Source organism: Heyndrickxia sp. MSNUG, assembly GCF_049532715.1.
Lineage (GTDB): Bacteria > Bacillota > Bacilli > Bacillales > Cytobacillaceae > Mesobacillus.
Window position 1 is genome coordinate 1,242,005 of the sequence record NZ_CP150978.1, and the last position, 16,446, is coordinate 1,258,450.

At 40.3% G+C, this 16,446-nt stretch carries 20 protein-coding genes; 13 read left to right on the forward strand and 7 right to left on the reverse strand.

What is annotated here, in order from left to right:
* Positions 1–321: 321 nt before the first annotated feature.
* Complete coding sequence (locus AABM38_RS06120; RefSeq protein WP_423409597.1) at positions 322–1,113, forward strand: enoyl-CoA hydratase; 792 nt, start codon at positions 322–324, stop codon at positions 1,111–1,113.
* 98 nt (positions 1,114–1,211) lie between these two features.
* Here AABM38_RS06120 and AABM38_RS06125 read toward each other — a convergent pair whose 3' ends face one another.
* On the reverse strand, positions 1,212–1,397 hold the full coding sequence (locus AABM38_RS06125; protein ID WP_423409598.1) for a YhzD family protein: 186 nt from the start codon (positions 1,395–1,397) through the stop codon (positions 1,212–1,214).
* Positions 1,398–1,577: 180 nt separating this feature from the next.
* Between AABM38_RS06125 and AABM38_RS06130 the strand changes: the two genes are divergently transcribed.
* From AABM38_RS06130 to AABM38_RS06160, 7 genes are all read left to right on the forward strand, one after another.
* Complete coding sequence (locus AABM38_RS06130) at positions 1,578–2,417, forward strand: ABC transporter ATP-binding protein (RefSeq protein ID WP_423410671.1); 840 nt, start codon at positions 1,578–1,580, stop codon at positions 2,415–2,417.
* Positions 2,410–3,663: an ABC transporter permease gene (locus tag AABM38_RS06135; protein WP_423409599.1), complete on the forward strand. Its 1,254-nt coding sequence runs from the start codon at positions 2,410–2,412 to the stop codon at positions 3,661–3,663. The genes AABM38_RS06130 and AABM38_RS06135 overlap by 8 nt, the downstream gene beginning before the upstream one ends.
* A 109-nt stretch (positions 3,664–3,772) precedes the next feature.
* Positions 3,773–4,468, forward strand: coding sequence for a Type 1 glutamine amidotransferase-like domain-containing protein (locus AABM38_RS06140; RefSeq protein WP_423410672.1), 696 nt, complete (start codon positions 3,773–3,775; stop codon positions 4,466–4,468).
* Between the two features lie 207 nt (positions 4,469–4,675).
* Positions 4,676–5,899 carry a metallophosphoesterase family protein gene (locus tag AABM38_RS06145; RefSeq protein ID WP_423409600.1) on the forward strand — a complete coding sequence of 408 codons (1,224 nt, stop codon included), beginning with the start codon at positions 4,676–4,678 and terminating at the stop codon, positions 5,897–5,899.
* A 17-nt stretch (positions 5,900–5,916) separates the two neighbouring features.
* Positions 5,917–8,916, forward strand: coding sequence for an AAA family ATPase (locus tag AABM38_RS06150; RefSeq protein WP_423409601.1), 3,000 nt, complete (start codon positions 5,917–5,919; stop codon positions 8,914–8,916).
* A gap of 76 nt (positions 8,917–8,992) precedes the next feature.
* Complete coding sequence (gene yhaM, locus AABM38_RS06155; protein WP_423409602.1) at positions 8,993–9,937, forward strand: 3'-5' exoribonuclease YhaM; 945 nt, start codon at positions 8,993–8,995, stop codon at positions 9,935–9,937.
* Between the two features lie 356 nt (positions 9,938–10,293).
* Complete coding sequence (locus tag AABM38_RS06160; RefSeq protein WP_335378293.1) at positions 10,294–10,476, forward strand: sporulation YhaL family protein; 183 nt, start codon at positions 10,294–10,296, stop codon at positions 10,474–10,476.
* A 69-nt stretch (positions 10,477–10,545) separates the two neighbouring features.
* Here AABM38_RS06160 and AABM38_RS06165 read toward each other — a convergent pair whose 3' ends face one another.
* Positions 10,546–11,421, reverse strand: a complete 876-nt coding sequence (locus AABM38_RS06165) for a peptidylprolyl isomerase (RefSeq protein ID WP_423409603.1) — start codon at positions 11,419–11,421, stop codon at positions 10,546–10,548.
* Between the two features lie 196 nt (positions 11,422–11,617).
* Between AABM38_RS06165 and AABM38_RS06170 the strand changes: the two genes are divergently transcribed.
* The 3 genes from AABM38_RS06170 to AABM38_RS06180 all read left to right on the forward strand — a co-directional run bounded on the left by AABM38_RS06170 (position 11,618) and on the right by AABM38_RS06180 (position 12,057).
* A complete protein-coding gene (locus tag AABM38_RS06170; protein WP_207499173.1) occupies positions 11,618–11,698 on the forward strand; it encodes a YjcZ family sporulation protein in 81 nt (26 codons plus the stop codon).
* Positions 11,699–11,789: 91 nt separating this feature from the next.
* Positions 11,790–11,873, forward strand: coding sequence for a YjcZ family sporulation protein (locus AABM38_RS06175; RefSeq protein WP_423410673.1), 84 nt, complete (start codon positions 11,790–11,792; stop codon positions 11,871–11,873).
* A gap of 91 nt (positions 11,874–11,964) precedes the next feature.
* Positions 11,965–12,057, forward strand: coding sequence for a YjcZ family sporulation protein (locus tag AABM38_RS06180; RefSeq protein ID WP_251477109.1), 93 nt, complete (start codon positions 11,965–11,967; stop codon positions 12,055–12,057).
* 102 nt (positions 12,058–12,159) lie between these two features.
* On the opposite strand, the gene AABM38_RS06185 is transcribed toward AABM38_RS06180, so the two are convergent.
* Positions 12,160–12,348 (reverse strand): hypothetical protein, encoded by a 189-nt coding sequence (locus tag AABM38_RS06185; protein WP_423409604.1) that lies wholly within the window; start codon positions 12,346–12,348, stop codon positions 12,160–12,162.
* Positions 12,349–12,532: 184 nt separating this feature from the next.
* Between AABM38_RS06185 and AABM38_RS06190 the strand changes: the two genes are divergently transcribed.
* Positions 12,533–12,874: a DUF1878 family protein gene (locus tag AABM38_RS06190; protein WP_423409605.1), complete on the forward strand. Its 342-nt coding sequence runs from the start codon at positions 12,533–12,535 to the stop codon at positions 12,872–12,874.
* Here AABM38_RS06190 and AABM38_RS06195 read toward each other — a convergent pair.
* Positions 12,871–13,446, reverse strand: a complete 576-nt coding sequence (locus tag AABM38_RS06195; RefSeq protein ID WP_423409606.1) for an HTH-type transcriptional regulator Hpr — start codon at positions 13,444–13,446, stop codon at positions 12,871–12,873. The two genes, AABM38_RS06190 and AABM38_RS06195, sit on opposite strands and share 4 nt — an antisense overlap.
* 243 nt (positions 13,447–13,689) lie before the next feature.
* A complete protein-coding gene (locus AABM38_RS06200; RefSeq protein ID WP_423409607.1) occupies positions 13,690–14,055 on the reverse strand; it encodes a YtxH domain-containing protein in 366 nt (121 codons plus the stop codon).
* Positions 14,056–14,239: 184 nt separating this feature from the next.
* On the opposite strand from AABM38_RS06200, the gene AABM38_RS06205 reads away from it, so the two are divergent.
* Positions 14,240–14,431 carry a hypothetical protein gene (locus AABM38_RS06205; RefSeq protein WP_423409608.1) on the forward strand — a complete coding sequence of 64 codons (192 nt, stop codon included), beginning with the start codon at positions 14,240–14,242 and terminating at the stop codon, positions 14,429–14,431.
* Positions 14,432–14,582: 151 nt separating this feature from the next.
* On the opposite strand, the gene AABM38_RS06210 is transcribed toward AABM38_RS06205, so the two are convergent.
* Both AABM38_RS06210 and serC read right to left on the reverse strand, forming a co-directional pair.
* Entirely contained in the window at positions 14,583–15,101 is a 519-nt protein-coding gene (locus tag AABM38_RS06210) for a tryptophan transporter (protein ID WP_423409609.1), read from the reverse strand.
* A 194-nt stretch (positions 15,102–15,295) separates the two neighbouring features.
* Entirely contained in the window at positions 15,296–16,378 is a 1,083-nt protein-coding gene (gene serC / locus AABM38_RS06215) for a 3-phosphoserine/phosphohydroxythreonine transaminase (RefSeq protein WP_423409610.1), read from the reverse strand.
* Positions 16,379–16,446: the final 68 nt, after the last annotated feature.

Consider the following 16,446-nt stretch of genomic DNA (forward strand, 5'->3'; position numbering starts at 1 on the left):
TCATCAGCCGGAATCAGAGAGATGAATACCCATGCTCCCGACATTATCGGGAGCATTTTTATTTTCGCATAGTGTGTTGGTATTGAAGGATTGGGAAAAGATCAGTGGGGCCTTTCTTTCTGTCTGAAATACTACTATACGGCAATAATATGTCGATACATGTAAAAGGGACAAAATATGCTAATCACACATTTCCACTCGTATAGGTATTTAAGTATGTTGTGATTAAAAAATCAAAATAATTAGAAAAATAGTTTTTAAATATAGTTTTTCCCTATATAATAGAATGTGAATTGAAGTAATTTTAGGAGGGGTTGCAGGGTGACGATTGAATCTTCCACTGAAACTGTCAAGCTGATGATTGATGGCCGGGTAGCGGTTCTCGAGCTAAACAGACCAGAGGCACTGAATGCGCTTGATGTTGAAATGATTAGGGGAGTCAGCGCCAATTTAAAAGAAATCTGTAAATCAGATGAAGTTGACATCGTCGTGATAAAGGGAGCCGGGCGTGCGTTTTCTGCTGGCGGGGATATTAAGACGATGCTTTCGAATACAAATGAAAGCGATTTCTACCACGTAATGGATTATATTCATGACTTGATTGTAACCTTGTACAGCATGCCAAAAGTGACTGTAAGCGCGATTACTGGTGCTGCTGCCGGACTTGGTTTCAGTCTCGCACTAGCTACGGATTACATAATTGCCGAGCCATCAAGTAAAATCGCAATGAATTTCATAGGGATTGGATTGATTCCTGACGGCGGAGGACACTTTTTCATGGAAGAACGTCTCGGGGAATCCAAGGCAAAGCAGCTGATATGGGACGGAAAGACACTCTCCGCGAATGAAGCATATCGACTTGGCCTGGTTGATGAGGTTCCGGATGGGGATTTTACTGGGGCAGTCGAAGCAAAGGTACAGGAATGGCTTGGTAAACCGATTCAGGCAATGATCAAAACGAAAAAAATTCTTGCCGAGAAAAACAGGCCATCATTATTGAAAATTCTTGAACTTGAAAAATATGGCCAGTATAAAATGCGTCAGACCGAGGATCACCAAGAAGGAATCAAAGCATTTTTGGAAAAAAGGAAACCCGACTTCAAGGGGAAATAAGAGGTTCTCAGATAAAGTGGGATTACTTAAAATAAATAAAATAGCATATGACCAAAAAAGCAAAGAGGAATGATTCCTCTTTGCTTTTTTTAGCTAACTTATGGACGGAATAAAATCAGTTTTCCTCTTGGAGATGTGCAGCGGTGTGTTTTTTCGCTCAGATTTTTTTCTTCAAGCATTCTTGTGCCCATTTCTTTTGCTTCGTCATCGTTTGCTGCCTGGAAGGACTCGTCGATCAATTTTTCTCCATTTGGTTCAAAGGCTGTCAGCTTGTAAGTTTCCATAACAATTCCCCTTTGTTAAAAGATTCAGATGATTTACTATTATTTTTGCATAATTTTTTTAATTATGCAAAATAAAATACACCTGAAAATATGAAACTATTTCCATTCATTTGACGTAATAAGTTATGGGAAAAGGAGGAGAATACAAAGAGATTCGGCGGATTCACTGCAGTAAACAGTCTGTCACTTACTATACCAGAAAAAGAAATGTTCGGATTCCTTGGTGCAAACGGAGCGGGGAAGACAACAACTTTCAGGATGATCCTTGGACTGCTTGATGCATCTGAAGGCAAGATTACGTGGGACGGATCGCCGATAAATTATAGCACGAGCAGCATGATCGGCTATTTACCGGAAGAAAGAGGATTATATCCGAAGCTAAAAGTACGCGACCAAATCGTCTATCTTGCAAGGTTGAGAGGAATGCAAAAGCAAGCAGCGTTACAAGAGCTGGAATATTGGCTGAATCGTTTCAAGGTTCCTGAGTACGCGGATAAAAAGGTAGAAGAGCTGTCCAAAGGGAACCAGCAAAAAATCCAATTCATTGCAGCCGTCATTCATAAACCAAAGCTCTTGATCCTTGATGAACCGTTCAGCGGCCTGGATCCTGTGAATGTGGAACTGTTAAAAGAGGCGGTGGTTGGACTGAAAAATGCAGGAACAACTATCGTGTTTGCAAGCCATAGGATGGAGCATGTAGAGGAAATGTGCGAGCACATTTGTATCATGCATAAAGGCAGCCCTGTTGTGCATGGTTCCTTAAAGGAAATTAAACGTTCCTTTGGGAAAAAGAATTTAGTGATTCATGCTGATTTTGAAACAGCTTTCCTTAAAGATTTTCCAGGCGTGACGAAAGCGAAGCAGACTACGGAGGGAATCCATCTGCAAATTGAGGGAGAGCAAATTGCTGAAGGAGTTTTACAGGAAATCGTCGGCAAGGGGTTTATCCGCAAATTCGTCTTAGAGGAACCTAGCTTGAATGATATTTTTATAGAAAAAGTAGGTGATTCTTATGAATAACTTTTTCATCATATTATTCCATACCTATTTGAGCAAATTGAAAACGAAATCTTTTCTTGTGACGACAATCATTACAGCTGTCATCATGCTGGCTTTAACCAATATGACGAACATTATAGATTTTTTCAATAAAGATGGATCAGTCGAAAAAATAGCAGTAATCGATGAAACGGGGCAGGTCTTTGTGCCGCTGAAAGAGCAGATGAAGGCGGCAGATAATGATATTGTCCTTGAAGAATATAAAGGAAATGCAAATCAGGCAAAAAAAGCAGTCGAGGATGGGAGCTTTAAAGGGTTGCTGGAGATATCGCTTAACAAGGAAGGTCTCCCAGCTGCTTCTTATAAAGCAATGAGCATTGCAGATTCTGCAATTGCTGCAGATCTTCAGGCATCTCTGCAGCAAATCAAAACGATGATGGCCTCAACCCAGATTAACATCGCTCCGGAGCAGCTTGAAAAATTATATGCACCAGTCGATTTTGAAAAATCTGCGATAGAAAAAGGCGCGAAGACAGAAGAGGAACTGAACCAGGCAAGGGGTCTTGTATATGTACTGTTGTTCATCATTTATTTTGCTGTCATTTTGTATGCGAATATGATTGCAATGGAAGTTGCAACCGAAAAGTCTTCCCGTGTGATGGAAATCCTCATTTCCAGTGTTTCGCCAATCAAGCAAATGTTCGCGAAGATTATTGGTGTCGGTCTCTTAAGCTTAACTCAGCTGGCGGTTCTCCTGCTTGTTGGGTACTTTTCAATCAAACAAAATCTCGAAACCATGAAAGGCGGCTTCTTTGATTTCTTTGGTTTTGAAAATGTTCCTGCCAGCACCATCGCATATGCTGTCATCTTTTTTATCTTAGGGTATTTCCTTTATGCTACCATGGCGGCATTCCTTGGGTCCCTTGTCAGCCGGATTGAGGACGTTCAGCAAATGATCACACCGATGACCTTGCTGGTTGTGGCCGGTTTCATGATGGCTATGTTTGGCTTGGGCCAACCGGAGGCTCCGTTTATAAAATATACTTCCTTCATACCGTTCTTCTCACCAATGCTTATGTTCTTGCGTGTAGGTATGCTGAATATCCCATTCTGGGAAGTTGCCTTGTCCATTGCAATCCTTGTCGCAACAATCGGTTTCTTAGCTGTATTTGGAGCAAGGGTTTACCGTGGCGGAGTTCTCATGTATGGAAAATCCAATTCCTTTAAGGATATTAAAAAGGCGCTGCAGCTGACGAAAAATGAATAAATATGTAAAAGAAAATCCGCAATTCCAAGAATTGCGGATTTCTTATAGAAGGAACTAGCATATGGATTGTTGAATAGAAACTCTATATAAATGAAGGAGTGTGATTGTGATGAGGCAGATCATTGCCCTTGGCGGTGGAGGTTTTTCAATGGAGCCAGACAACCCCTTGCTGGATTTGTATATTTTAGCTCAAACAAAAAAACAAAGTCCGAAAGTGTGTTTTGTTCCAACTGCAAGCGGGGATTCTGAAAATTATATTTCGAGGTTTTATAATTCCTTTGAGTCACATAATTGTGTACCATCCCATTTGTCATTATTCAGTCCGCCTTCACGGGATTTAGAAGACTTTGTCATGGATAAAGATGTCATTTACGTTGGTGGCGGCAATACCAAAAACCTTATTGCCCTCTGGAAGGATTGGAGTCTTGACATCATCCTCAAAAAAGCATGGCAGGACGGGATTATGATGTCGGGAATTAGTGCTGGCTCGATCTGCTGGTTTGAAGCAGGCGTTACTGACTCCTTTGGCGATGGGCTTGAGCCTTTAAAAAGCCTTGGATTTTTAAAAGGAAGCAATTGTCCTCATTATGATGGTGAGGAAGACCGCCGGCCAACATACCAGCGATTGGTTTCTGCTGGACAGCTTCCTGGGGGTTTCGCTGCAGATGACGGAGCGGCTTTACATTTTATCGACGGTGAACTTTCCAAGGCCGTAAGTTCAAGGCGAGATGCAAAGGCTTATCAGGTGCAACTAAAAGAGGGAAGTATAAAAGAAGAGGCATTGTTTACAGAGTATCTTGGATAGCTTACAGAGAATGGCTGCAGCCCAAATAAACGGAGCTGCAGCTTTTTTTCTAAACAAGGCGATAAGAACGTGCATTCGTATTTTTAGAGTGTTAAAATAAATAGGTAAAGATTGTTTGTGTAAATTTAATCGTTTTAATTTATAGACATAATTTACAAGAAAAAGTAAAATGCTTAGACGAAAAATGGACTGGAAAGGAAATTTCTTATGAAACAGATCAAGTTTTTACATACTGCTGATCTTCATCTTGATAGTCCGATGGTGGGACTGAGGCATCTGCCGAAAGCCATTTTTCATCGGCTTCAGGAAAGTACCTTTAAAGCATTAAAAAATATAACGGATGCTGCTATCAAACACGAGGTGGATTTTGTAGTGATAGCTGGCGATCTGTATGACAGTGAAGACAGAAGCATCCGTGCACAGGCTGTATTAAGGAATGAAATGAACAGATTGGCGGAAAAAGGGGTAAAAGTATATGCCATCCATGGAAACCATGATCACCTTGGGGGCCATTCGGTTGAAATTGAATTTCCTGATAATGTTTTCTTTTTCAAAGACCAATTTTCAATGGCGCCATTTAGTAAAATGGATGGTACGCGGGTCCATTTGTATGGCTTCAGTTATCCTGAACGGCATGTCATGGAGAGATGGATAGAGAAGTATGAAAGGATTGCTGGTGCGGATTTTCATATCGGATTGCTGCACGGCAACAATGAGGGAGCAAGTGAGCATGGAAATTATGCTCCTTTCCGCTTATCCGAACTTTTGGACAAGGGCTACGATTACTGGGCACTCGGTCATATCCATAAAAGAGCAATATTAGCTGAATATCCTTATGTTGTGTATCCTGGTAATCCGCAAGGACGTAACAGGAAAGAACAGGGAGACAAAGGTGCATATATAGTAAGCCTGACTGAAAGCGGTTCTGAAGTGTCATTTGTTGAAACGGCTGACGTCATATGGGAAGAAATCATGATAGATGGAAAGAATGCGGAAAGCTTCAATGATGTTTATCAGCAATGTCTTTCTTCACTGGATGAAAAAAGAAAAGAAGGGAAAGGCGTTCTCCTGGCAATCCACATTGAACATCTTGATCATGGCTTAATGGAAGTGAAGGACAAGATTGATAGCGGCGAACTGCTCGAACTTTTACAGGATGAAGAAAAAGAGGAGGAATCCTTTGTCTGGGTTCACAGGCTTGCCTATAAAGAACAAATCGCTGCCAACCGTGGTGAGCTTTTAAAGCAAAGTGATTTTTACCAGGATCTGTTCGATACGATTGAAAAGTATGAGGACATGAGTGATGCGCTATCTCCTTTATTCCAGCACAGCCAGGCGCGAAGACATCTTTCAGGACTGGAAGAAAGTGAAAAGGAGCAGCTTGTGCTGGATGCAGAAAAAATTCTGCTTCAATTGCTGATGAAGAATTAAGGGAAGGAGGAAGCGAAATGCGAATCATCGATTTACATATCTATGGGTATGGCAAGCTGGAAAATTATCAAATTACTTCAATGGATCGATTTCATGTATTCTATGGCGAAAATGAAGCAGGTAAGTCCACGATTATGTCGTTTATACATAGCATCCTTTTTGGCTTTCCGGCCCGACAAAGCACTGAATTGCGCTATGAACCAAAAAATCATTCCAAATATGGCGGCAAGATAAAAGCTTTTTTTCCTGAGAAGGGAATTGCAGTAATCGAGAGAGTAAAGGGCAAGGCGGCAGGCGATGTTACAGTGTCGCTCGAGGATGGAACGGTCGGCGGTGAAGAGCTGCTGAAAGATCTGATGCAAAGAATGGATAAAAGCATTTACCAGGCAATCTTCTCCTTCAATGTCCATGGACTGCAGAATATCCAGGCTATAAAGGGAGAAGAGCTTGGAAAGTATTTATTTTCCGCAGGTACACTGGGTACAGATAAGCTGTTTAATGCTGAAACCGCATTGCTAAAAGAAATGGAGATCCGATTCAAACCCAGTGGGAAGAAACCTTTAATAAATGAAAAGCTGAAAGAGATAAAGGAAGTACAGTCAGCCTTAAAACAGGCAGAATATCAGAATGAGCGCTATTCTGAGCTATTAAGCGAGAAAGAAGCGATTGAAAGGAAAATAGCGCAGCTTGAGACAGAAATAATAGAATGCGAGCAAAGAAACGCTAAGCTGAAAGAATACAAACGAAATGAGCAAATGGTGATCGAGGAAGCTGCTTTGCAAAGAAAGCTTGAAGAGTATGGGCCAGTTAATTTTCCGGAAGACGGGCTGCTCCGCTATGAGAAGATTGATCAGCAGCTTAAGCCAATCGAGGCAAGAATGTTATGGATCAAGGAAAAAATGATGACTCTTATAAATGAAGCAGAGTCATCAAAACCTGATTCTGCATTACTCGAGCAGGAAACCGAGATTGAATCCATACTCGAACGTCTGCCTTTACTTGACCAGTTAAAGCAGGAAAAACGGCTACTTGAATGGAAAATTGAGGAGCTTACGGAAGAAATCAGTCAAATAAATGATAATTTATACACTGATTTCAATGAAGAAACGATTCAAGGAATAAATACAAGTGTTTTTATAAAAGAGGAATTCGAGAACATCCAGCGTAGCCAGCAAAGATTAACAGACAAAAGGCTGGAGCTTGAATCTGGGTTTGAAGAAGAAAAAAACGCCCTCGTTGAATTGGAGGGTACCCTGTCAGCGGTGGAGAATGAACTCTTGCCAGAAGCGAAGAGGGTTCAGTTAACAGAAGAGTTGGCGGTTCTCGAGAACAAACAGCAGATCCAGCTTGAATTAAGTCAGGTGAAAGATCAGATACTGGCCCATAAAAACAGAGTGAAAAATGAAGAGATTATAAGGACGAGCCAGAAGAAAAAAGATCGCTACCAGCTTCTGCTGTTTGGAGTTATTTTTCTTAGCATCTTGTTATGGGGGGCCATCAACAGCCAATGGCTGCTGTCAGCAGTTGGAATAACGGGATTGTTATTCCTCCTTATCATTCATTTCAAACCTGAGGCCCATAAGGTCACAGCATCTGGAGATGAAATTCTTACCGAGCTTTTAAACCGAGAGCGAACTTTGACAGAGATGCTGAACAAGCAGCCCGATGGTCATCATTTTTCTATAAAAAGCCAGCTTCTCAAGGATGAGGAACTGAGACACCGCCATCGTGAATTGCTCGTGAAGATCGAGCAGCAGCAGATGAGATATGAAAAAGTCATCGAGCAATTTGAAAGATGGGAAATGGAAGAAGCTGGATTTAAAGTTAAAAAAACAGCATTAATCGAACAGCTGGGATTAAGTTCAGCCTCCGGACACGGAAAGTTATTCGATGCATATCAATTAGTCGAGAAGCAAAAACAAAATTTCCGCGAAAGAAAGAGAACAGAGGAAAAGCTGCAATCTATATCAGGGACTTTAGAGGAGTTTGAAAAAGCCCTTAAAATGTTGGGAGAACGTTTCCTGCAGAGTGCTAATATGTCTACTATCGAGACGGCAGCTTTAATGAAAAAGAAATTGCGGGAAGCCATCGACCTAAAAGCAAAATATCATGAACTTACCGTGAAATTGGATGAGCTTGAAGAGGAAGTTGCTGTGCTTGAAAAGGATCAGCAGGTACTTACAGAAGAGAAGCTGAGCTTGTTTGCCCAGGCTAAAGCCGATGATGAGGATGAGTTCCGCATCCAGGCTAAAAAGCATGAACAAATGAAAAGTTGGTCAGTAAGACTGGCTGATGTGAATCACCAGCTGGCGGTATCTGGCATAACTTCTCAAGATAGGGAACAGATATTAACTGGTAATGCACTTGAGGACCAGATTAGTGAAAATGTTCAGCTGACTGAACAGCGCAAGAAAGAGTTATCCTCTCAATTTGACAGTCTTGCCAATGTCAAACATAGCATGAATGTACTGGAGGAAGGCGGACTTTACAGTGAATTGCTACATAAATACAAACAAATGAAGCATGATTTTGTAGAGGATGCAAAAGAATGGGCAAAGTATGCGATTGCCAGGGATTTGCTTTCGAGGACAATCAATCGCTTTAAAGACGAGCGGATGCCTAGGATGCTCGCGCAAGCTGAAAGCTTCCTTTCTGTTTTGACAGACGGAAGCTATGTAAGGATCATTCCTCAGTTATCAGGGAGCGGTTTTTTAATTGAGAGAAATGACCATATCCTTTTTGAAGCGAATGAACTCAGTCAAGCAACTGCAGAACAAGTTTATGTAGCGGTCAGGCTTGCCTTGGCCTCCGTCCATTATGATCGATATCCATTTCCGATTATTATTGACGACAGCTTTGTTAATTTCGATCATAAAAGAACTGAGCGTATTATTGGTTTACTTAGGGAAATGCCCAATAATCAAATCCTGTTCTTCACGTGCCATCGTCACTTGCTTGATTATTTTAAGAATGATGAGATTCTGAATTTGGAAGAAAAAAGTCCAAACATAGTTTAGAAATGCCATGTTTTGAGTATCAGAGACTATAGACTCTGTATGTTATAATGTTGCAGAGAGGAGAGGTCGGTTAGAGATGAATAAAGGTATATTAAATCATGAAACAGGTGACCAGGTAGAGTTGTTTTTGCTCATAAAGCACTCGTCAAAGGGAATTGCCAGCAATGGAAAACCATTTTTGACACTCATCCTGCAGGATCAAAGCGGGGAGATTGAAGCAAAGCTTTGGGATGTGTCCGAAGGAGATGAAAGCATCTACTCCGCCGAAAATATCGTGAAAGTATTAGGAGATATTCAGAATTACCGAGGCCGTAATCAATTAAAAATAAGGCAAATCCGGCCTGCTTCTGCAGCTGACTCTGTTAAACTTTCTGATTTCCTTGAAACAGCCCCAGTCAGCCAGGATGAAATGTCCAGTAAGCTTACACAATATATTTTTGACATGAAAAATCCCAATATCCAGCGCATCACAAGACATTTATTAAAAAAGCATCAACAAGCATTCATGGAATACCCGGCTGCCACTAAAAATCATCATGAATTTGTTTCAGGGCTGGCGTACCATGTAGTTTCGATGCTGGACCTTGCTAAGTCGATAGCGTCCCTGTATCCAAGCCTGGATAAAGACCTTTTATATGCAGGAGTCATCCTTCATGATTTAGGAAAAGTTTTCGAGCTCTCTGGGCCGATTTCAACAACTTATACCGTGGAAGGAAATCTGCTTGGGCACATTTCCATCATGGTCACTGAGATAGGCAAAGCAGCTGACGAGTTGGGTATTGCTGGAGAAGAAGTTGTGATCCTGCAGCATATGGTTTTATCCCATCACGGCAAAGCTGAATGGGGAAGCCCAAAACCACCGCTGATTAAAGAAGCAGAAATTCTGCATTATATTGATAACCTGGATGCAAAAATGAACATGCTTGACCGTGCACTTGCACGAGTAAAGCCTGGAGAATTTTCAGAAAGAGTATTCGCGCTCGATAACCGTTCATTTTATAAGCCAGTGTTCCATAAATAAGCAAATTAAAAAAGCCTTCCATTGGAATGGCTTTTTTTGTATGCTCTGTTAAAGCTGAATGTTGATTTTTAATACCCTTTAGATTCTAGTGGAAGGCTTCCGAAAATGCTAACTCCCATTTTCATCGTGTGTGGGCAAATCCGAGGAAGCTATTCAGTGTCCTGCGGCCTCAGCGCCAGCCTCGTGAAAAAGCGAAGTGCATTTACCGAAAATCAACAGCCTTGTTAACGGAGCCTTTTTGTATGTAATATAGGATCAAATAATTTTTTCTTGAAATGGCATATTTACTAGCCTGATACATATTTATACAGTAAGAGTCAATTTGGACAACCTGTAAATAATGGAGGGTGTAAAAAATGTCAATTCCAATTTGGGTAATAGCGGTCGCAGCAGGTATCGTATTCAGTGCTTTTATGGCGGTGAAAACAGGGAAGGAAGAAAGGGAAAAAGAATTGGAAAGCATTGAACGTGAAGGCGAGCTTTATATGAAGAGGCTTGAACAAGAAAGAGAACAGCGAGAAAAATCGCTTGAAGCATAAAAGAACGCTGGCTCCATATTTGGAGCCAGCGTTCTTTTTAATTGATCAAATATGACGATCTGATTTTCGTTATTGCTGAGTTGGTGCTTCTGGGAATTCAGCGGCACCTTTAAGATCTTTATCCTTTATTTCAACATCAGCAGCTTTAAGCTCACGCTTCATGACTTCTTGAATTTTATTAGCGTCTACCTGGGCAAGCTTAAGATCATATTCCAACTTGTCCTTCATTTTATCGTACGATTCTTTTTCTTTCTTTTCTGTTACTTTAATGATGTGGTAGCCAAACTGTGATTTTACAGGTTCGCTGACCTGGCCAGCTTCAAGTTTGTAAGCTGCTTCTTCAAATGCAGGATCCATTTTTCCAGGGCCGAAGAATCCAAGGTCGCCGCCATTAGCAGCAGAACCAGGATCTTGTGAATATTCTTTAGCAAGATCTTCAAACTTCGCTCCGCCATCAAGCTTTTTCTTTACTTCCTGTGCAGTCTTTTCATCTTTAACTAGAATGTGGCTAGCTTTGATTTCAGGTTTGTAGTTTTCATAACTCTTTTTTACGTCTTTTTCAGATACTTTAACGTCTTTTAGTGCTGCTTTTTCCATGAGCATTTGGTCTTTAAGAACTTTCTTTAATTCATTCTCATCTTTAAGCTGGTTCTGTTGAAGAACTAATTCAAAGTTATCTCCAAGCTCTTTTTTCAATTCAGCAACCTTTGCGTCTACCTCTTTATCAGTTACTTTATAGTTTTTAGCAAGTACTTTTTGGTACAACAACTCCTGTAGTGCCTGCTCTCCGTACTTATCCTTCATTGATTCATAAAGCTCATCTTTTGTAATATTTCCAGCTTTTGTTTCAACGAGTACTTCAGAAGAACTTTCATTATCGCCGTTGCATGCGCTTAATCCAATTACTCCGGCTGCAACCGTGAGGGTAAGTAACAATTTTTTCATGGTGAACAACTCCTAAACAGAAATTTCTAGTGGGCATATCTTAATCCACAAACTCTACTATAACATAATTTCAATTTTCTACAAAAATTATAACCGGGATTTTTTTTACTGCGTCCTGAAACATGGGCAAACATCCAGACCGTCTCCGCACTTGTGCATAGGATGTAGGGAAGAGAAATAAAGGAGGTAATTTTTTATGGGCCAGTGTAATTCGGGATTTGCTTTAATCGTTGTCTTGTTCATTTTGTTGATTATCGTCGGTGCTTCTTTCTGTTAATTAACAAAATGCTAAAAAGCAGGATAACTGCCTAAGCGGAAATAAACTTTGTGAATAAGATATTCTAGACACTTTGGAAGGAGGTGTTAATATGGGTGCAGGTCACGGTAGCGGTTTTGCATTAATTGTCGTGTTATTCATTCTGTTAATCATTGTAGGTGCAGCTTGGCTTTAATTCGTAAATAGAATATGGGGGACAGTCGGCCCCCATATTTTGAAAAGCTGAGTTTATGCCCAGGATTGTAAATTAGGAAGGAGGATTCCCTATGTCAGGAGGACACAGTGGCTTTGGCAGCGGCTTCGCACTAGTTGTTGTCTTGTTCATTCTTTTGATTATCATCGGTGCATCTTGGCTGTAAGCTTGATGCAATCTTAAAAAATAATGGAGGCTGGCACTCGGTAACGAATCTCAGCCATAAATAAAAAGCGGTGAGGGCAGCCTCACCGCTTAATTTATGTTTTCACGCATACAAAACTTCAATAAAAGAAGAAATTAACAAGATTGTAACTAAAATATTGATCGTTCTGAAAATTTTAGCATGTTTGTCTTCTGGAATTTCCTTTTGGATACAGAGGGAGTCGGTTAATTTATTAATAAAGAAAAGGATGGAAAATGCAAAAAGAACAAACACAAACAAAATGGAGATCATCGAAGAATCCCCCCTTATCAATCTTTTTATCTTAAATACAATAACAAATAATTTAAGAAAAAGATAGTTTTTTATCATGCTTGAGTCAGCAAATTCAATATTCTTCAAATAGCTGTCTTGTAATTGCAGCATCAGGTGCACTCGGGTAGTATAAAGTTATAAGAGGATTGAAGGGGAAGGCAAAATGGATTACGGAAAAATCATAGAAAAACTTAATATGCTCGAATTCCATCAAAAATTGCTCTTGAAAATGGTTACTGGCTCAAAGGAACATTTTTACCGGCTGATTATTGAAAGAGGATTAACCCAGCAGGAAGTAGCAAATATTCTTGAGGCTTGTGAGAAAATGAGCATGCAACTGGAAGAACAAAAAGCGGAGGGATTTATGTATTTTCATCCGCTTTATAAGAAGTTTTCAACTGTTGTCCAGCCGAAACTGCAGCCAGAGGAAGTAATCAAAGCTTGTGAGTCACAGGGGTTATTCCTTCCTCTTATGTCGGAGTTAAGAAAGTATATTGGAAATTAAGCGTACTCCTTTTCGGCTGGATCTATTTTCTTGAGTGTGCCATCTGCATCGGTAAATTTGTTGTCTATATTTGAAAAAGACTTTTCGAAGATTTCCATAAAATCATCTCCGTAGATATTTCTGACGATAGCCATAATTTCGATGATATCCGGAAATTTCCCGTAGAGCTCCTTCAAAGGCATGGCGCCAGAAAAGACAGCGTTTTTATCAGGTTCATAGTTTTCCATTAAGGCCAGTAAAATAGCTTCGCCCTGTTCTGTTAACTGGATGTAAGTGTTCCTCTTATCGCTTTCCTTCTTCGAGAACTTTAAATATCCCCGTTCCTCAAGCTTTTTCGAGAAATTGAAGGCTGTGGAAACATGCATAACCCCGAATTTTGCCACATCTGAAATTGATGCTCCATTCAAGTGATAAGCAATCCATAATATATGGTGCTCATTAATATTAAGGTCGAATGGTTTGATCCATTGCTGCCAATCTTTCTCAACCGACTTCCAAAGCGCTTTGCTTAACTGTGCAATTCTCTGGCTAAACATCATTGCTTCTTTCATTGAATAGTTTTTATCTGCCATTCTCATATTCACCTACTTTATTATTCTTTCTATTTTCATTATGCCAATAAAACAAAAATTAATAAAGATATAAATTTACAAAATTTTTTGAATTTGTTAAATTCCATCTAAAGTCGGGTTGTTTTAGAGGAAATTTTTATTTGTCATAATAAAAACGCCATTTGCATAATATATCTTTCTGTATGTAAAAGGAAAATCCTTCCCAGTTGGAAAAAATAATAAATTGGGAAGGATCTTCAGGATTTATTTTGGATTTGAAGCAGCTAGTTCTGTTTCAAGCTCCTTGATTGTTTCTTCAAGCTCCATGACATCTTTCTGAAGCTCATTTTTATTTACTTCAGTATGAAGCTGCCATTTATATATTGCAGTTTTAACATCTGTTACGAATGATTGGATAACTGTTTTCCCTTCCTTAGAAGCATAAGCAACCGAATCCTTCAGCTCTATTGCGGCATCCTTCACATCTTTAATTGAGCCGATAAATTCATCTTTGTTAGCCTTAAGGATTCCCCGTGTTTGATATCCGGGATTGGGGGCTGTAAGAAGGGTAGCTACTCCGGCTGCAACTCCTCCAACCAAGAATCCCATTAATAATGATTTTGTATTCATATTTTTCCACCTCGTTAGTCTTTCTTAATATGTTCTTCAAAAGGATGGAGATTCCTTTTTTCCTCTCTTCTTGTTTATTTAATTTCCTAAAATTGATTAATTAAACCGTTTTGTGCCTCATAGCCTTAAATTAACCGGCATAAAGATAATTAAGGGAATGCGGTTCAGGAAGGAGAGGAGAGGAATGGGGATTTTTATCAGTGTGGTATTTCTCGTCAGCTTTGCTATGTTTGCCGGGGCAATCCATAACCTCCTTGCATTAAATAAACCGAGAATGTATCCTCCAAAGGTGCTGTTGCGAAAAAGAGCACGTTCACTTGCAGGCGGAGGAGCAGTCTTATTATTAATAGGGATTATCTTTTATTCATTTCATTAGAATGTTTATTTGTGCTCATTCATCTATAAAAAACATTCGTAAAAGAACCAATCATCGCAAAACAATAGGGAAGGGATCTTAATAAAGAATTTAAGATAACAACGATAAATAAATAAAGCCCCTGTTCTGTTGGGAACAGGGGCTTTTCACATTAATTTACTTCTGCAAGTTTAGCTCTCTTGAAAATGCTTGTGGCAACTGGATAAAGGATCGCCATGAATACTGTATTGAATGCCGCTGCTGGAAGCACTACCGCTGCAAATAATGCGGTGAACGGTCCAGGAAGTCCAACCAGATAGTAGGCAGAACCAAGGAAAACGATTCCGGAAACAATGGTGCCTACGGCTGTTAAGGCAGCTACAGTATAAATAGAAGTTTGATAACGTTTCATCAACAACAGGATTCCGAAAAAGACAAACGCTGTTACAGGTTTATCGATTATGTTTGGAACCATGCCGCCAGGGAAAGTAGTTGTCAATCCAGATATAAGTCCAGTCACAGCTCCAACTAATAAAACACTTTTTTTGTCAGGGAATAAAATAATTCCCAGGAACATCATGGTGAGCATCATATCCGGCTTCATTCCTAGGAAAAAACCAGGCACAATCGCGTGCAAAACTGCCCCCATTCCCACTAAAAGTGACAATGCTACAAGATTCTTCGTATTCAATTCTCATCTCTCCTCTGCTATTCTAGCTAACTAGTACTTCTCCTGCAGTGCTCTCGTGCCTGCAGCGAAAAGCTTGGTACAATTATAACACAAATGCAATTACAGTAAAGCAAAAAGATAATTCACCACTTTAAAGCGCTGGGGGTCAGACCCCCAGTGAGGTAATGCGTTAATGTGTCATAAGTGGCGATAGGCTAATTTCTTTGTCTGAAGCTGTTCATGAAGTTTGCCAATTTTTCTACATGGTCGAGTGGGACAGCGTTATAAATAGACGCGCGGCAGCCGCCTACAGACCGGTGTCCGGCGAGTCCGATAAATCCTGTTTCAGCCGCTTCATGCAGGAAGGAAGTTGTTAAATCATCATTTTCTAAAGTGAAAGTGACATTCATAAGAGAACGGCTGTCTTTTTCAGCATGGCCTTTATAAAATCCATCACTATTGTCTATGGCATCGTATAGCAGTCCGGCTTTCTTCTTGTTCAGTTTTTCAAGCTCGGTCACTCCTCCTAAAGATTCCGCCCATTCAAGGACTAGCATCAGAAAGTAAACAGACAAAGTTGGCGGAGTGTTATAAAGTGACTTTGAAGTAGCGTGAACCTGATAATTCAGCATGGCAGGCAGGTTCTTGCCGGAACGCTTCAGCAGATCTTTATGGATAATGACGACAGTGACACCTGATGGACCAAGATTTTTCTGTGCACCGGCATAAATCAGCCCATAGGATGAAATCGTAAGTGGCCTGCTCAGTATATCACTGGACATATCCGCGATAAGCGGTACTGACAAACCGTCAGGAATGGAATGCCACTGTGTTCCAAAAATTGTATTGTTCGTAGTAATGTGCAAATAAGCAGCATCGTCTTTTAAGTTGATTTCATGAATAGTGGGGATTGATTTGTAGCTTTTTTCCTTTGAAGAGGCTGCCACTTCAGCTTTTCCAATTTTCAGTGCTTCTTCGTATGCTTTTTCTGACCATGTCCCCGTAAGGACATAGTCCGCCGTACTCCCGCTTTCAAGAAGATTCATCGGAATCATGGAAAACTGCAGGCTGGCACCTCCCTGTAAAAATAGGATTTCATAATCAGCAGGAATGTCTAAAAGCTTGCTAAGCAATTTTTTAGTGCGGTCATTGATCTCTTCAAATTCTTTGCTGCGGTGGCTTAATTCCATGACTGCCATGCCGCTGCCCTGGTAATTCATCATCTCCTTTTCTGCCTTAGCCAATACAGCTTCAGGCAATGCAGCAGGTCCAGCATTAAAGTTAAATGCACGCTTCAACTTAATCCCCCCAAATTCAAAATACGGTACTTCACTAAAGAGTTAAAGTTATACTCATGCTACCAGAA

Coding starts and splice junctions, on each gene's coding strand:
- AABM38_RS06135 (WP_423409599.1), top strand. CDS start 2,410: ATGAATAACTTTTTCATCATATTATTCCATACCTATTTGAGCAAATTG.
- AABM38_RS06170 (WP_207499173.1), top strand. CDS start 11,618: ATGGGCCAGTGTAATTCGGGATTTGCTTTAATCGTTGTCTTGTTCATT.
- AABM38_RS06180 (WP_251477109.1), top strand. CDS start 11,965: ATGTCAGGAGGACACAGTGGCTTTGGCAGCGGCTTCGCACTAGTTGTT.
- AABM38_RS06145 (WP_423409600.1), top strand. CDS start 4,676: ATGAAACAGATCAAGTTTTTACATACTGCTGATCTTCATCTTGATAGT.
- AABM38_RS06165 (WP_423409603.1), bottom strand. CDS start 11,421: ATGAAAAAATTGTTACTTACCCTCACGGTTGCAGCCGGAGTAATTGGA.
- AABM38_RS06195 (WP_423409606.1), bottom strand. CDS start 13,446: ATGGCAGATAAAAACTATTCAATGAAAGAAGCAATGATGTTTAGCCAG.
- AABM38_RS06150 (WP_423409601.1), top strand. CDS start 5,917: ATGCGAATCATCGATTTACATATCTATGGGTATGGCAAGCTGGAAAAT.
- AABM38_RS06125 (WP_423409598.1), bottom strand. CDS start 1,397: ATGGAAACTTACAAGCTGACAGCCTTTGAACCAAATGGAGAAAAATTG.
- AABM38_RS06175 (WP_423410673.1), top strand. CDS start 11,790: ATGGGTGCAGGTCACGGTAGCGGTTTTGCATTAATTGTCGTGTTATTC.
- AABM38_RS06140 (WP_423410672.1), top strand. CDS start 3,773: ATGAGGCAGATCATTGCCCTTGGCGGTGGAGGTTTTTCAATGGAGCCA.
- yhaM (WP_423409602.1), top strand. CDS start 8,993: ATGAATAAAGGTATATTAAATCATGAAACAGGTGACCAGGTAGAGTTG.
- AABM38_RS06205 (WP_423409608.1), top strand. CDS start 14,240: ATGGGGATTTTTATCAGTGTGGTATTTCTCGTCAGCTTTGCTATGTTT.
- AABM38_RS06160 (WP_335378293.1), top strand. CDS start 10,294: ATGTCAATTCCAATTTGGGTAATAGCGGTCGCAGCAGGTATCGTATTC.
- AABM38_RS06185 (WP_423409604.1), bottom strand. CDS start 12,348: ATGATCTCCATTTTGTTTGTGTTTGTTCTTTTTGCATTTTCCATCCTT.
- AABM38_RS06190 (WP_423409605.1), top strand. CDS start 12,533: ATGGATTACGGAAAAATCATAGAAAAACTTAATATGCTCGAATTCCAT.
- AABM38_RS06200 (WP_423409607.1), bottom strand. CDS start 14,055: ATGAATACAAAATCATTATTAATGGGATTCTTGGTTGGAGGAGTTGCA.